At 67.6% G+C, this 15081-nt stretch carries 15 protein-coding genes; 8 read left to right on the top strand and 7 right to left on the bottom strand.

The features are described from left to right. Positions 1-78 precede the first annotated feature (78 nt). Both JD77_RS18000 and JD77_RS17995 read right to left on the bottom strand, forming a co-directional pair. Positions 79-1005: an FAD-binding oxidoreductase gene (locus tag JD77_RS18000; protein WP_145775391.1), complete on the bottom strand. Its 927-nt coding sequence runs from the start codon at positions 1003-1005 to the stop codon at positions 79-81. Further along, a complete protein-coding gene (locus JD77_RS17995) occupies positions 1002-1214 on the bottom strand; it encodes a hypothetical protein (RefSeq protein WP_145775390.1) in 213 nt (70 codons plus the stop codon). Before JD77_RS17995 ends, JD77_RS18000 begins: the two co-directional genes overlap by 4 nt. Positions 1215-1414: 200 nt before the next feature. Here JD77_RS17995 and JD77_RS17990 point away from each other — a divergent pair, with 200 nt between their 5' ends. Together JD77_RS17990 and JD77_RS17985 are read left to right on the top strand one after the other, a co-directional pair. Beyond that, on the top strand, positions 1415-2476 hold the full coding sequence (locus JD77_RS17990; RefSeq protein ID WP_145775389.1) for a DUF5919 domain-containing protein: 1062 nt from the start codon (positions 1415-1417) through the stop codon (positions 2474-2476). After that, positions 2473-3306 (top strand): inositol monophosphatase family protein, encoded by an 834-nt coding sequence (locus JD77_RS17985; protein WP_145775388.1) that lies wholly within the window; start codon positions 2473-2475, stop codon positions 3304-3306. The genes JD77_RS17990 and JD77_RS17985 overlap by 4 nt, the downstream gene beginning before the upstream one ends. A gap of 8 nt (positions 3307-3314) precedes the next feature. Here JD77_RS17985 and JD77_RS17980 read toward each other — a convergent pair whose 3' ends face one another. Together JD77_RS17980 and JD77_RS17975 are read right to left on the bottom strand one after the other, a co-directional pair. Then, positions 3315-4265, bottom strand: coding sequence for a hypothetical protein (locus JD77_RS17980; protein WP_145775387.1), 951 nt, complete (start codon positions 4263-4265; stop codon positions 3315-3317). A gap of 44 nt (positions 4266-4309) precedes the next feature. Continuing rightward, positions 4310-5578, bottom strand: coding sequence for an AAA family ATPase (locus JD77_RS17975; RefSeq protein WP_145775386.1), 1269 nt, complete (start codon positions 5576-5578; stop codon positions 4310-4312). 616 nt (positions 5579-6194) lie between these two features. Here JD77_RS17975 and JD77_RS17970 point away from each other — a divergent pair. The 4 genes from JD77_RS17970 to JD77_RS32220 all read left to right on the top strand — a co-directional run bounded on the left by JD77_RS17970 (position 6195) and on the right by JD77_RS32220 (position 10987). Beyond that, on the top strand, positions 6195-9254 hold the full coding sequence (locus JD77_RS17970) for a DEAD/DEAH box helicase (protein WP_145775385.1): 3060 nt from the start codon (positions 6195-6197) through the stop codon (positions 9252-9254). After that, complete coding sequence (locus JD77_RS17965; RefSeq protein ID WP_145775384.1) at positions 9251-10147, top strand: phosphorothioated DNA-binding restriction endonuclease; 897 nt, start codon at positions 9251-9253, stop codon at positions 10145-10147. The genes JD77_RS17970 and JD77_RS17965 overlap by 4 nt, the downstream gene beginning before the upstream one ends. A gap of 110 nt (positions 10148-10257) precedes the next feature. Next, the gene (locus JD77_RS17960) at positions 10258-10626 is read left to right on the top strand and encodes a VOC family protein (RefSeq protein WP_145775383.1); all 369 of its coding nucleotides are present in this window, start codon (positions 10258-10260) and stop codon (positions 10624-10626) included. Positions 10627-10819: 193 nt separating this feature from the next. Continuing rightward, complete coding sequence (locus JD77_RS32220) at positions 10820-10987, top strand: hypothetical protein (RefSeq protein WP_170286473.1); 168 nt, start codon at positions 10820-10822, stop codon at positions 10985-10987. On the opposite strand, the gene JD77_RS17955 is transcribed toward JD77_RS32220, so the two are convergent. Continuing rightward, positions 10945-11502 (bottom strand): class IV adenylate cyclase, encoded by a 558-nt coding sequence (locus JD77_RS17955; RefSeq protein ID WP_211372596.1) that lies wholly within the window; start codon positions 11500-11502, stop codon positions 10945-10947. The genes JD77_RS32220 and JD77_RS17955 overlap by 43 nt on opposite strands. Before the next feature lie 221 nt (positions 11503-11723). On the opposite strand from JD77_RS17955, the gene JD77_RS17950 reads away from it, so the two are divergent. Continuing rightward, the gene (locus JD77_RS17950; RefSeq protein ID WP_145775382.1) at positions 11724-12080 is read left to right on the top strand and encodes a nitroreductase/quinone reductase family protein; all 357 of its coding nucleotides are present in this window, start codon (positions 11724-11726) and stop codon (positions 12078-12080) included. 123 nt (positions 12081-12203) lie between these two features. Then, positions 12204-12731, top strand: a complete 528-nt coding sequence (locus JD77_RS17945; RefSeq protein WP_145775381.1) for a VOC family protein — start codon at positions 12204-12206, stop codon at positions 12729-12731. Positions 12732-12861: 130 nt separating this feature from the next. Here JD77_RS17945 and yidD read toward each other — a convergent pair whose 3' ends face one another. Both yidD and JD77_RS17930 read right to left on the bottom strand, forming a co-directional pair. Beyond that, positions 12862-13413: a membrane protein insertion efficiency factor YidD gene (gene yidD, locus JD77_RS33710; RefSeq protein ID WP_246140731.1), complete on the bottom strand. Its 552-nt coding sequence runs from the start codon at positions 13411-13413 to the stop codon at positions 12862-12864. A 301-nt stretch (positions 13414-13714) separates the two neighbouring features. Then, the gene (locus JD77_RS17930; RefSeq protein ID WP_145775380.1) at positions 13715-14887 is read right to left on the bottom strand and encodes a hypothetical protein; all 1173 of its coding nucleotides are present in this window, start codon (positions 14885-14887) and stop codon (positions 13715-13717) included. Positions 14888-15081: the final 194 nt, after the last annotated feature.

Below are 15081 nucleotides of genomic sequence, written 5' to 3'. Positions count from 1 at the left end.
GGCTTGCTCGGCCTGGCTTCCGCCGCACCCGTCGGCGCGCTGTGGAGCTGCCCCATTTGTGCTATCGCTGATCGGCGGTCATCGCCACGGGATTCGTTCCGGCAGGTGGATACGATCGGCGGGCACCCCGGCGGCGAGCAGCCGCAGCCGGGAGCCGGCCAGCATCGGCGGCGGCCCGCAGACGTAGACGTCCTGGTCGGGGCGCAGATGATCGAGGGCGACGGTGAGCGCGTCGCCCCGCTCCCCCGGCTCGGCGGAAGCATCGTGGGAGAACGCCGGCACGATCGTCAGCCAGCCATGGTTCTGCTGGAGCTTGTCGAGCGTGACGGCGTCGTAGAGTTCGGCGACCGTGCGGGCTCCGACGACCAGGGTCACCCGCCGGCCGTCCGGTGCGGCGGCGACCTGCTCGACCAGGGCGCGCAGCGGCGCCAGCCCGGTGCCGCCGGCCACCAGCAGCAGATCCCGCCCGCCGCTCAGGCTCAGCCCGGTGTCCATAGGCGGGCCGAGGTGGAGCGGTTCGCCGGGGCGTACCCGATGGACGAGGCTGTGGGAGACGGTGCCGGCGGGGACCGCGCGGACGTGCAGCTCGATCGTGCCGTCGGGGCGCGGCGCGTTCGCCGGGGAGTACCAGCGCCACCGGCCGGGGTGGCGCGGCGTGCAGACCGGGACGGCCTGGCCGGGGCGGTGCGGCAGGGGCCGCGACGGCCGTACGGTGAGGATGGCGACGCCGTCGCACGCCCGGTCGTGGTCGACCACCTCGGCGGTCTGCCGGGCCTGCGCCGCCAGCGCCCAGGTCAGGTAGTCGGCGGCCCGCCGGTGCTGCGCCTCCGACCAGCCCAGGTCCGGAACCTCGGCCTCGCCGGTGGGCGCGCTGGTCAGCGACCGCGCCAGGTGCGCCTTCAGCCGGTCCCAGTCCACCCCGATCAGGTACGACGAGAGTTCCGCGTCCGCCGCGACCAGGCTCAGCCAGCGGGCGGCTGCCTCGCGTATCTGTGGCTCCGTCACACGGTCTCCCCTGTTGCGCGGCCTGCGGCTGCGAGGGTGGCGCGGCCCCAGCGGGCGAGGCGGCACGGGTACGGGACGCGCTCGCTGCGGCAGAGCGTGCCGTGCGGCCAGGGCTCGGGGGCGTGCACGTGGACGGCCCGCCGGGCGTAGTGCAGGTCCTCGTCGGTGACCGGGGTGGGTACGGGAAAGTCGTCTGTCAGCGTGGTCATGGGCGTCCCTGGGGGCTCGGGTTCGTGGAGTGGCGCCGGGACGGGCGGGGACGGCCGCCGTCGTTCGGGTCGACGCGACCGGAGCCCAGCACCCGCCCCGGGCCATGCGCCGACCCTCCATGAAGACCCGGACCAACAGAATGACTACGCGCTGCACTTAGCCGGCAACCACGCCGCACCTGCTGCCGATAAGGTGCACAGTGACCTATCTCGACGCGCGCAGAGGCGGCACGATGACGACCGTGCAGCGATGGACCGGTCAGGAGAGCAAGGCGCTACGCCACGCCCTCCGGATGAGCGTCCGCGACTTCGCAACGCACCTCGGCGTGGCTGAACGGACGGTCTCCAAATGGGAGGCTGGTGCGGCCACCATAACGCCGCGGCCGGAGATGCAAGCCGCGCTCGACACCGCACTCGGGAAGGCTTCGTCGGAAGCACGAAGCCGTTTCTCATCCGCGCTGCATGTTTCCCTATCAGCATCGGTTGGCGCACCATCCGTGCAACCTGACTTGGCGGCGGCCGCACGCGAGCAGGTGGCGCGGACTCGTCGCGCGCTCGGCTTGAGCGTCGAAGAGTTTGCTTCGGTGTTGAGTGCCGCATTGATGTGGCGGCCGAGTGTGGGCGAGGTCATCACATGGGAGACCACCACTGTACCCCCGGGTGACGTCATCCTCGCACTAAAGAAAATCACCGGACAGGCAGAAATGTCTAGCGCCAACTCGGAACGGCTCGGGGACCTTGTGGCTGTGTATCGGAGTCGGTCGGAGTTCTCCACTTATCTACCACCGAACCAACTCTTAGGTGGCGCCAAGGAGGTGCGGGCCGTGGGGCTCTCACTCAACCTACTGACGCAAAGTTTTGCCGACCGCCGTTGGCACGACCTAATCGAAAGCGGCACCAGGGCCCGTTGCCTCTTTCTAGATCCCGCCGGGTCAGCCATCCGGGCACGCGAGAAGGAAGAGGCATTCCCTGCCGGGCAGCTATCCGGCCTCACAATTTTGAACATCGAGACACTCAAGCGCGTGCGTGACCGCCTGCCCGAGCACCTGCGTGACCGGATGGAACTGGCCGTCTACGACGATACGCTGCGCTTCAACGTGGTCCTAGCCGACGACACATGCATCGCCCAGCCATACCTGACAAAAAGTCGGGGGGTCGATTCCCCAGCCTTCGTCATCAGGCGACGACCAGATCACCCGTGCCTGTATCCGGTGTTCGAGCAATTCTTCGAGACGCAGTGGGAACGAGGCCTGAAGCTATGAACAATTACGGTCGACTTTTGCCCATCGCTACGAAGGCGGTCATGCTTGCGGCAGACATGATGCTGCATCGCTCGCCCGGTGCACTGACGACAAAAGGAGACCGAGACTTCGCATCGGAACTCGACTACGACATTGAGCGCGAGATCCGTTCCTTCCTTGAAACTGCAACCCCCGACATCGGTTTCCTAGGCGAAGAGGAGGGAGCAAAGAAAATTGGCGAAGACATGAGATGGGTGCTCGACCCGATTGACGGGACGGCAAACTTCGTGCGAGGCATCCCACTCTGCGCCGTATCGTTAGGCCTAATACACGGCAACGAGGCCGTTCTTGGTGTAATTCAACTGCCCTTCCTCCATAGCTGCTACGCCGCCACCAAGGGCGGTGGCGCAACAGCAAATGGGAGGCCAATCAAAGTAAGCAGGACCAACAGACTCAGCGAGGCTATCGTAGCTATCGGCGACTATGCTGTTGGCACCAATTCGACAGCCAAGAACCGAACCCGACTTTCTCTGACGGCTCAGTTGGCTGAGACCGCACAACGGGTACGCATGACCGGCACAGCAGCCCTTGACCTTGCCTGGCTGGCGGACGGCAAAATCGATGCAGCGATAACCTTATCCAACCAGCCTTGGGACATGACAGCGGGCGTCGCCATCGCCCGTGAAGCGGGGGCTACGGTCATCGACAGCGATGGGAGCGCTCACAGCATTTCCGCTGCTACAACGTGGGGGATGGCGCCGGGCCTGATAAGTGAAATAGGAGAGCTGATCAGTAAGTGCTCCGAGCCATTACATCATTCAGAAATCGCCAGTCACGCGCCCGATAGCTGAGCCGCGACTCACAAGGTGTGAGTCCGCGCCATCGCTGACACCGTAGAGTCCATCGAGGAACGCTGCATAGGTGGCCTATACCCCGCCGCAAGTGACAGGTGAGGGGAAAGCCGCCGCCGCAAATCCTTTGACCAGGTACCGTTAAAATCCAACGTTTGCACAAGCCGCGAGCTAATATGACGCGCCAATCCTTGCACTTTTACCCCCTTGAGTTGCGAACCCAGGTGCGCCTCAAGAAAGTATGCATACCACTTACCGTTGAAAACCCTATCATGGCGACCAGCAGAGTAATACCTCACCACCCGCTGGCGACACTCATCGAACGCCTGCGTGGGATCGACCCCTGAAACGCGATGCGCTACAGCGCATTGCTGCTCGATCAGCTTTAGTCTGGATGGCGCAACTGGCCCAAAGGCGTTAACGTTAACTTTAGAGTGAGACCCGAAGTTAGCCTCCCCTTTGCCGTACTTCGCGGCGTAGAGACAGATGACTATCCAGTCCATCCAAAGGTCGGCACTCGAAATCCTCCATGCGCGAGCATCAGGAATTGCTTTACGTATGCGCTGAACAGGAACACATAATGCAGCAGAGGATGCGTCGGCGATAGATCCGTGACGGAAGAGGTAATTCTCCATAGAATAGTGTTCTGTATAGATCAGATGGGGGGACACTCGTCGCCTACCCACCAAGTCGTCAACATCCTTATCAAGAAAGAAGACCGCGCGAGTTCGTCGCCCCGCAAAATCACTTACAAGACCACTCTCCTTCTTCAAAAAATCGAAGAATCGCATTAACACCGTCTTGCCACCTCCGTCAGGAGCCAACTCTTCAGCCGAAGCCACCAAGAAGTCCTCATGCGCACCTAATTCGACTACCACCGCATCAGCCAATTTTGAGTAAGAATACAAGTCGGTCTTCCCCTCGACAAATATCCATACGCGAGAAGACGACATTTGCATCTGGCGAAGGTAACCCTTGGGAGAGTGAACCAGGCGCCGCTTTTTCATAGAGAAAAGACCTTGTCGTCATCGTAGTCGGCCATGATTTCGGGCGAGTGAGTAGCTACTATTATCTGAGCATCGGGGTTCACAGTTCTCATTGCAGACAGCAATCGCCTCTGCCAGTCAATATGCATCGACAGCTCGGGCTCGTCAATGATAATTGGGTTATTGCCCGCCATCATGGTTTCCACGAGGATCCTTAAGAGCTGCTTCTCGCCACACGACAGGCGCGCCAACCCAATGCGCTGCTGGCGACTATTCAGCTCTACGTAGATCGCTTCGTCAGTGAAGTAAACCGTCTTATTTTGGCCCATTAGCTCCGTTACGAGATCTTGGAGGGCTACCCGCGTCTTCATGATTTCCTCGATGCGACCTTCAACCTGATCAATCAGGTTAACCACTCGGCGCAGCTTTGGATCAGCTCGATACTCACGACCGAATTCAAGCTTCTTCAAATCTATACCGAGCCGCTTGGAAGATCTTTGCCTCCCCAGGAAGCTAATGACTCTTTGGTATGCCTGCTCCGTATTGATATCATCAACCGCCGACTCATCAGGTGCTACCGGCGAAAGCACCACTTCCAGAACCTGAGCCAAAGCGTCTTCTTGGGCTCGTCGCACATTTGACAAAACACGATTCGTGTAGGTCTTCCACCTATCCTGGAGAGACTCACTGAAGAACTCATCCATATCTACGTCATCTCCGCCACTTGCGCCCGATTGCGAATAGTAGCGGTTACTGCGAATCACGTCCGTAGTGAGACGGGTAATCGGTAGATAGCCATGCATGACTGCATGCCTGGCCCGATGGAGAGCAGCATCGCGGGACTTTACCCTATCGGACGGCCGAGATATGACGGGCTTGGTCCCACTCGCCGCCGCTTTAGAAGCCGGCCGCTTTTGAGGGTTAAACTGCTCTATAGACCAGCCGAAATTGTCACTACGCACCAAGTCATCCAGAATAGATTGGGAGTAACCTCGACCACGCGGGGCAATATCGGATAATAGTAGGTCAAGCTCCTCGGGGCGATGAAACGTCCTGACATCAGGTAAGGAGTGATTTGGCTCCACCCAAACTCGGGCTCGCGTGAAGGCCACCACCGCCAATGATCCATTCTGGAGCGCCAAGGCGCCGTGCAGAATCTTAAGCAGGCCAGTTTTGCCGGTCCCATTCTCCCCGAAGAATATATTCACATCCGAGTTGAGCTGACATTCGAAGCGATCAGACCGACCGGCGAGCGTTTCTACAGCAACTTCAGCGACTAGCGACATGAACCTTTGCCTCGCAAACGAAGAGACTGCAACTTCTAACCGCCGCAAATTGCGGACCCATGTGTGACGGCAACGGGTGTACAGGCGCCGCCCGATTCACCGTCAACCGAACTGCAACCATCAAAACCCTTGGATTCGAAAACAATGCCGGACGTTTACACCGTCTCGGTCCTTCCGACGGTAACAGTGACCTGGCAGCCTTTAGAATAAGGACCGTGAGGTCCCAGAATTGCGCCCAGAGTCGCCGACAGAGAGGCTGCTGTTCTTTTTCGACGGCCGACAGCACGTCTAGCACAGTAAACAACGCCCCTCACCCGGCCCACACGGTGTTCCGAGGACACTACCGGCAAGAGCACTGCAAGCTCGACCCGCAGTTGGGGCATTTTTGGCCCTAGGAGTCTGTGTCATACTCTGCGTGAAGAACTTTAGCCTTCCCGGCCTGCAATGGCACTCCCAGCACAGCGGCGATTTTCGCTGGTCAAACCCGGTGGCGTGTCAGCAAGCGCACCAATCTGACAGCCATAGGGAGGGCCGTGTTCGATCGTCATTGAAGGATTGACTGTCAGGGACCCGACAGCATGCCCAGTCATTCGCCGCTGCCGGCTACGGTGCCCGGGTGACGGATCTTGAGCGGGGCAGCTATGAGCACCTGATCACCCACCAGCTCGCTGACCAGCTCGACCGCCATGACACCGCCCTGGTCCAGCACCGTCCCCTGGACCCCGCCGACTCGCACGAGTACCTGACCCGTCACCTCGCCGCCCTCGTCAGCCGCGCCCTGCAAGCCGTCCCCGGCGGCGACGAGAAGCTACACCGCCAGGTCGACCTCGCCAACCGCATCGCCGAGGCGATCACAGCACTCAGCCCCAGCGCGGCCACCCAGGACGACCAGATCGCCGACGCCCGCAATCTCCTGCACGCCATCGCCGCCCCGCCCACCCCACCGGCGCAGCCGACCTTCCCGGCCCGCCCCACCACGCCGCTCTCCACCGGCGCGCTCCTGGTCAACGGTCGCCACCAGCCACGCATCGGCCACGAGGTCACCCACGAGATGGCCTCCGCCGACTCCGTCGACCTGCTGTGCGCGTTCATCAAGTGGTACGGCCTGCGCATCGTCGAGCCGGCCGTACGCGAGCTGATCCGGCGGGGCGGCCGGGTGCGGGTCATCACCACGACGTACCTGGGGGCGACCGATCAGCGGGCCCTCGACCGGCTGGCCGAGCTGGGCGCCGAGATCAAGGTCTCCTACGAGACGCGTACGACCCGGCTGCACGCCAAGGCGTGGCTGTTCCGCCGCAAGAATGGCATGACCACCGCGTACGTCGGCTCGTCGAACCTCTCCAAAGCAGCGCTGGTCGACGGGGTGGAGTGGAACGTCAGGATCTCGAACGTCGAGCAGCCGCACGTCATCGACACGTTCACGGCCACGTTCGAGGACTACTGGAACGACCCGGCGTTCGAGGCGTACGACCCGACGCGGGACACCGATCGGCTGCGTCAGGCCCTACGCGGGGAGAAGCGGGAGAGCGCCGAGATCGCGAGCCTGGACGTGCGGCCGTACCCGTACCAGGCGGAGATCCTGGCCGACCTGGACGCGGAGCGGCAGGTCCACGGCCGGTACCGGAACCTGGTCGTGATGGCGACCGGCACCGGCAAGACGGTCGTCGCGGCGCTGGACTACCGGCGGCTGCACAGAAGCGGACAGGTCGACTCGCTGCTGTTCGTCGCCCACCAGGAGCAGATCCTGCGGCAGAGCCTGTCGACGTTCCGGCAGGTGATGGGCGACGGCAGCTTCGGCGAGATCCTGGTCGCCGGCGACAGACCACAAGACTGGCGGCACGTCTTCGCCTCGATCCAGTCGCTGCACCGGCGGGAGGTCGACCCCGAGGCGTACGACATGGTCATCGTCGACGAGTTCCACCACGCGGAGGCGCCGACGTACGCGCGGCTGCTGGAGCGGCTGCGTCCGCGCGTACTGCTGGGGCTGACGGCGACCCCCGACCGGGCCGACGGCGGCGACGTGCGCCGGTGGTTCGACGGCCGCGCCGCCGTGGAGCTGCACCTGTGGGAGGCGCTGGAGCGGCAGTTGCTGGCGCCGTTCCAGTACTTCGGGGTGCACGACGACGTCGACCTGTCGCACCTGCGGTGGAAGCGCGGGCAGGGTTACGACCTGGGCGAGCTGAGCGGCGTCTACACCGGCAACGACGCGCGGGCGCGGCTGGTGCTCAGGGCGGTACGGGACACGGTGGACGTCGACCGGATGCGGGCGCTCGGGTTCTGCGTCAGCATCGCGCACGCCGAGTTCATGGCGGACTGGTTCGGCCGGCACGGCGTACCGTCGGCGGCGGTTACCTCGCAGGTCGGCAGGCCGGCGCAGCACGACCTGCTGCGGCAGTTCAAGGCCGGGAAGCTGCGCGTGCTGTTCACGATCGACCTGTTCAACGAGGGCGTCGACCTGCCGATGGTCGACACGATCCTGATGCTGCGGCCCACCGAGAGCGCCACGATCTTCCTCCAGCAGCTCGGCCGTGGCCTGCGGCTGGACGACGGCAAGCCGTGCCTGACGGTGCTGGACTTCATCGGCGGGCAGCACGCGAACTTCCGCTTCGACCTGCGGTGGCGGGCACTGACGGGGGTCAGCCGGCGGGCGATCGTGGAGGCGGTCCGGCAGGACTTCCCGTCGCTGCCGAGCGGCTGCCACATCCAGCTGGACCGGGTGGCGAAGGAGACGGTGCTCGCCAACCTGGAATCAGCTCTGAAGACGCCGAAGAAGAGCGACCTGGTCGCGGAGCTGCGGCAGCTCGGGGACGTCGGCCTGGCGGAGTTCCTGCGGGAGACCAGGCTGGAGGTCGAGGACGTGTACCGGTCGGCGGCGCTCGGCGGCTGGGCCGGGCTGCGGCGGCTTGCCGGTCTTGAGGCGTCGGCGCCCGGGCCGGACGACCGCGAGCTGGGGCGGGCCATCGGTCGGATGCTGCACATCGACGACGTCGACCGGCTGGGCCTGCTGGCCCGGGTCGCGGCCGGCGAGCGGCCTGAGCCGGGGCGGCTCTGGGACATGCTGCACTACGACCTGTGGGGGCCGAACGCGCCGCTGTCGTCGCGGGACGAGCGGCTGGCGCGGCTGCGGGCGGAGCCGGCCCGCTGCGCCGAGCTGCGGCAGGTGGCCGAGGTGCTGCGGGAACGCATCCACCGGGTGACGGCGCGGGCGGGGGCGCTGCGGGTGCACGCCCGGTACAGCCGCAACGAGGCGTGCGCCGCGTTCGGGATGCCGAACCCGGGGTCGCTGCGGGAGGGCGTGAAGTGGCTGGAGTCCGAGCGGGCGGACCTGTTCTTCGTGACGCTGGTGAAGTCGGAGCGGCACTACTCCCCCACGACGATGTACGCCGACCGGGCCGTCACCGAGACGCTGTTCCAGTGGGAGTCGCAGAGCACCACGTCGGCGGCGTCGCCGACCGGGCAGCGGTACATCCACCACGCCGAGCGCGGGTCGACCGTGCACCTGTTCGTCCGGGAGACGAAGGTCGCCGACGGGGACCTGGGCGTGCCGCCGTACCTGTACGCGGGGCCGATGACGTACCGGTCGCACGTCGGGGACCGGCCGATGCGGATCGTCTGGGAGCTGGCGTACGCGCTGCCCGCAGACGTGTACGGCGCCGCCCGGGCGATCGCCGCATGAGCACCAGGCGCGAGGTGCTGGACCGGCTGACCAGTCTGCGCCTGCACCAGCAGCAGGGCCGCCGGGCCCCGCACAAACCCCTGCTGGTGCTGCTGGCACTCGGGCGTCTCGCCGGCACCGGATCCAGCGAGCTGCCCTGGTCGGAGGCGCAGCAGGGGCTCAGCGACCTGATCGCCGAGTTCGGGCCGGCGTCGAGGACGGGACGGGCGCAGAGCGCGGCGTACCCGTTCACCCGGCTGCGGAGCGACGGCGTCTGGACGCTGAGCCGGGACGTACCGATGGATCTGGTCGGGCCGCTGAGCGCCCACGACGTCTCCGGGCGGTTCGCCGAGTCGGTCGAGGCAGCCCTGCGGGGCGACCCGGAGCTGCTGCGGTCGGTCGCCCGGGCCCTGGTGGAGAGCCACTTCCCGCCCACCATCGCACCCGACGTGCTCGTCGCGGCCGGGCTGGACGCCGACGAGATCCTGCACGCCACGGCACCGACGGCGGTAGCCGCGCGGCGCCGAAGGGGTGGCTGGCGCGCCGACATCCTGCGGGCGTGGGACCGCCAGTGCGCCTTCTGCGGGTACGACGGGCAGCTCGGCCACGCCTCGGTCGGTGTGGAGGCGGCCCACGTGCGCTGGTTCTCCCACGACGGGCCGGACGATCCCGACAACGGGTTGGCCCTGTGCGTGCTGCACCACAAGCTGTTCGACTTCGGGGCGGTCGGGCTCGACGGCGGCATGGGAATCACCGTGTCGGCGGCCTTCACCGCCCGCACCGACGTCGGCAGATCGGTGTACGACCTGCACGGCCGCGCTTTGCGGCCCCGCCCCGGCACCCCGCTCCCGGCCCCCGCGCACGTCGACTGGCACCGGCGCGAGGTGTTCAAGGGTGACGCACTGGCCGCGTAGCGGGTGCCGTGGCACGCCTGGCATGGTTGCTCAGGCAGCGTCAGCGCGGAGGGGAGTGTCATAGCCGGGCGTTAGTGTCACCGGCGCCACGACATGTGAGGGAGTTCGCCATGCTCGATCACCTGGGCATCCAGGTCCGCGACGTTCCGGCCAGCGCCGCCTTCTACGACACCGTCCTCGCCCCGCTGGGCGCGCGCCGCCTGATGCAGTTCGGCGACGTGATCGGGTACGGCGGCGACAGTCCCGACTTCTGGCTCAGCCCGGTGACCTCCCCGGGTAACGCGCACGAGGCGCACATCGCGTTCACCGCCCCGGATCGGGCGGCGGTGCGGGCGTTCCACGACGCGGCGGTCGCCTCCGGCGCGGAGGTGCTGCACGCCCCCAGGGTCTGGCCGGAGTACCACGCGACCTACTACGGCGCGTTCGTCCGCGACCCCGACGGCAACAACGTCGAGGCCGTCTGCCACGCCCCGGATTGATGGCCGCACCCGGCCCACCCAGCCTCGCCGGCTGATCGGCGGGCCGGCCGGCCAGGTTTGCTCCGTCGTGGAGGCGAGACGGCCCGGTACGGGACCGACGACTACCACGGGCCGACCCTCGCTGCCTGGTCACAGCCGCTTTCACCGTTGCGGGCCGGAGGCGGGGAGACGCGAGCGCGAATGGTACGACCGGGTGGCGGTGGAGCTCGCCGAGGCAGGCTTCCCCGTGCACCTGCACGACGTGGGCGAGCAGAAGCCGGACGAGGTGGCAGCCGAACTGCTGACCCGCATCGGGCTGCTGCCCGACGAGACAGTCGGTCAGGCGCCGACAGGCAGGCTCGCTCGGATCAGCGAATCGTAGGTCTCCGTGCTGCGTACCAGGTCGACGCCGAGGGATCTGGCGAACCTGTCCAGATCTCTCTGCACCTCGGCGGCCGGCCGGTCGCCACCGACCATGGCCTCGATCTCGAAGAACGCCCCGAGCCCGTCGACGTCGTCGAGGCAGAGCAGCATCCGGTCGAACCGACCCGTGCGCCGGGTCTTCACGATCCGGATGGTCGGGTAGAAGCCCATTGCGAGGATCGCCTGGTGCATCTCGCCCCGGGCGAGGACTTCGGTCTCGTGCTCCGCACATGCCAACTCGTTGTCGAGCGGCTTCTTCACGCAGAAGGTGTGCCGGCCGTTCTCCGTACGCAGTCGGGCGAACGCGGCGCCGGTCTTGCTCTGCCCGTAGCTCCAGCCGTTGGCCGCGTACGCCTGGTCGTCCTGCAGGATCGGCGCGGAGAGCACCACGCCGCGCTCCCGCAGCGCCCACACCAGCGGTGCCGGGTCGGCTACGCGGTATTTGACCTCGATCTCCCGTATTCCGTCGGTCATTCCAGCTCCGTGGCGTGGCCGTCGTGGACCCGGTCACTCAATCACAGCCACCGCTGCGCCCAAGTCAACGACACACGGGGTGACTGCGAGTTGCGGCCACCGCGATTCCCCGGTTCGGTGAGAATCACGGGTGGCGCGGTCTCCCCGATCCGGCGGCGGCCGACCGCGAAGGGCCATAGCCTGGCAGGCGGGAGCACCTACGGAACTTGCCGGAGGACACCGTGACCAATCCCGCCGTCAGGGAAGCCCTCGCGGACGCCCGCGAGATCGAACTCACCGTGACCGGCCGGAAGTCGGGGCGGCAGAGCTCGCGGCCCGTCTGGTTCGTGCAGCAGGACGACAGCATGTTCCTGATGCCGGTGACCGGCTCGGACAGCGACTGGTACAAGAACGTGCGGCGCACACCGATGGTGGAGATCGCCAGGAACGGCATGGCGCTGAGCACGTCCGCGACCCCCATCACCGACGCCGACCGGGTACGACGCATCGAGGAGATGTTCCGCGCGAAGTACGGCTCGGAGCAGGTGGACTCGTACTACCCGAAGCGCGACGTGGCCGTCCAGGTCGCGCTGGGCTAGATCGGGGCTAGATCCACTCCTTGTCGCCGACATGGCGGTGTCCAGGCGGCTCGGATACCGCCATGTCGCCGACATGGCGGCCGCGTGCGGACGGGGCGCCGGCGCCGGCGGTACGGTCCGGGGATGGAGCAGCGCATCAGCCTCGTCACCCTGGGCGTGGCCGACCTGGCCCGCGCCCGCGCGTTCTACGAGCGGCTGGGCTGGCGGGGCCAGGAGGTCGAGGAGACCGTCTTCTACCAGGCCGGCGGCCTGGGCGTCGTGCTCTGGTCACGGGAGAAGCTGGCCGAGGACGCCGGGATCATCGAAGAAGAGGGCGCCGGAATCCCCGAAGACGAGGGCACCGGGATCACCGAAGCAGGGGGCAGCGGCGCCGGAGGCAGCCGAGCCGGAGCCACGGTCCGCGGCGGGGACGGCTTCGGCGGGTTGACCCTGGCGCACAACGTCCGCTCCCGGGCCGAGGTCGACGAGGTTCTGGCGGTGGCGGCAGCGGGCGGGGCGAGGATCACCCGCCCCGCCCGGGAGACCTTCTACGGCGGGTACGCCGGCTGCTTCGCCGACCCGGACGGGCACGTGTGGGAGATCGCCTGGAATCCCGGCTTCCCGCTCGCGGACGATGGCACGATCACGATCCCCGACTTCGGCCAGCCGTGACGCCGCCCGACTGCGGAAGCAAGTCGCGGAGGCAGGCCGAAGAAGCAGGCCGCGGAGACCGATCGCAGGAGCAGGCCGGAGAAGCAGGCCGGAGAAGCAGGCCGGGAGGCAGGCCGGAGACGACGACGGCTCAGCGCACCGGGTCGTACGTGCCCCGCGGCACGCCCGGCTTGCAGCGCCGCAGCCGGTTGGCCGCCATCCGCCCGCCCACCGCCAGTCCGTACCGCTCCACGGCGGCCAGCCCGTACGCGCTGCACGTCGGCGTGTACCGGCACTGACCGGGCCAGCGGTGCGACAGCCAGCGCCGGTAGGCGAGGATCGCGGCCCGACCCGCCCGGTCGACCACCGACGCCCGGGCCGCGCCGGAACGCACGGCACCCGGCCCGGAACGCACGGCACCCACCCCGGAACGCACGGCACCCGCGCCGGAACGCACGGCACCCGGCCCGGAACGCACCGCACCCGCGCCGGAACGCACGGCACCCGGCCCGGAACGGCGAGCACCGGCCCCGGGCAGCCGGGCGGCAGCGCCGGCCGTCACGGAGCCGAGGGTGAGCATGAACGAGAAGAGCCCGAAGTCGCAGCAGTCCGGGCCGTCGCAGTCGCAGCCGTCGCAACCGTCGCACGAGGAGCCGGAGCCGCGCTTCTTCGTCCGATGCTGCTTCCGCTTGAGGCTGAACATGCCGATCATGATGCGGCACGCGCGCCACCCCGCCACACGCGGCCGGCGGTGGCTGCCGCGGGACACGGCCGGGGACCGGGCGCGCCACCCCGTCAGCTGAGGGTGCCGGGGCCGGACCGGCTCAGGTCCAGACCGTCCAGCTCACGTCCAGACCGTCCAGCTCACGTCCAGACCATCCGGCTCACGTCCAGACCGTCCAGCTCACGTCCAGACCGTCCAGCTCACGTCCAGACCATCCGGCTCACGTCCAGACCGTCCAGCTCACGTCCAGACCGTCCAGCTCACGTCCAGACCATCCGGCTCACGTCCAGACCGTCCGGCGCAGGCCGCCGTGGCTGGAGCAGACGCCGCGCTGCCCGCCGGTCAGGCTGACCGATCCGTCGCGGCACTGCACCAGGTATCCCCGTCCCGCCCAGAACTCCCGCCCGCATTCGAAGTAGTCGCACACCCGCCAGTTGGGTTTGCGGATGCGGGAGCCGCCGCAGTAGTCGTACCCGAGGGGGTTGGCGGGGGCGCCGCAGCGCCGCTCCCGCACGGGCGTGGGTGACGCGACGCGGGGCGCGGCCACCTTCGCCGGAACCGGGACGCGGCCGGCCGGGCGCGGGCTGGGCACGGGCAGGGCCGAGGGCAGGGCCGAGGGCAGGGCCGAGGGCGAAGCGGTGGCGGGCGGGGCGGTGGCGGCCACGGCGACCTCCGGGCCGGGCCGCGCCGGCGGGTCCGACTCGAACAGCAGCGCGGGCACCAGCAGCGCCGCAGCGGCGGCCACCGCGACCGTACGGCGGCCGCCCGGCAGCCGCGCGGCCATCCCGGCCTGGGCGGGGGTGACGACGGACGGCCGCGTCGGCCGGGCCCGCTCGTGTTCGGCGATCAGCTCGTCGAGCTGGGCGACCACGGCGGGGCGCTGCTCGATGGCCTCGGCGAAGGCCAGGGTGAGGATGAACCGGAACTCGGCGGCGGCGTCGCGGGGCAGCAGCAGCCCGGAGGTGCGCCGCCGGTCGAGGACCTGGATCAGGGTCACCGGCGCCGTCGGGTCGTGGGCGAGGCCGGTGATTCTCCCGTACGCCCAGTCGCGCCGGCCGCGCCCGCCGAGCAGGACGAGCCGGCGGTCGGTGACCACGGCGATGCCGGCGTCGACGGCCTTGACGCCCTCGGGGCGCCGGTGGTGCAGCGGCGGCCGGTCGGGGTCGACGTTGAGGTCGGGGGCGGGCAGCACGGCGGTGTGCCGCACCTCGACGAGCTGCGCGGCGGGCAGCGCCCAGAAGACGACCTCGCCCGGGGCGAGTTCCAGGGGCAGGCCGGCGCCGGCTCCCGGGGAGCTGCCGAAGCCGGCCGCGGTGTCGCGCAGCCGCCGCAGTTCCTCGTCGCGCCGCCGCCACGCCTGCTCGGCGCCGCGGTACGTACGGTGGCGCCGTTCGTTCTGCCGGTGTGCCCACCGGTACCGCCAGGTGCTGCCCGTGGATCCAGTCCTCGCCACGCCGACTCCTCCGCCCGCGCGAACCACCAACCGGGGTGTCACCCGATTCAACGAGGCGAACGCGTCACAAACCCGTCGAAGCCGCTGAAATACCCGATCAGGGGATGGACTGGTACGCACAGGGGAGTCGACCGGACGGACCGTGTGGGTGGTTCGTCTCTGGGTAACAGGATCCCAGCCGGGTCACGAGGGCG

It is taken from the genome of Micromonospora olivasterospora (genome assembly GCF_007830265.1).
GTDB classification, from domain to species: Bacteria; Actinomycetota; Actinomycetes; order Mycobacteriales; family Micromonosporaceae; genus Micromonospora; species Micromonospora olivasterospora.
This window is presented reverse-complemented; position numbering and strand designations above follow the sequence as displayed.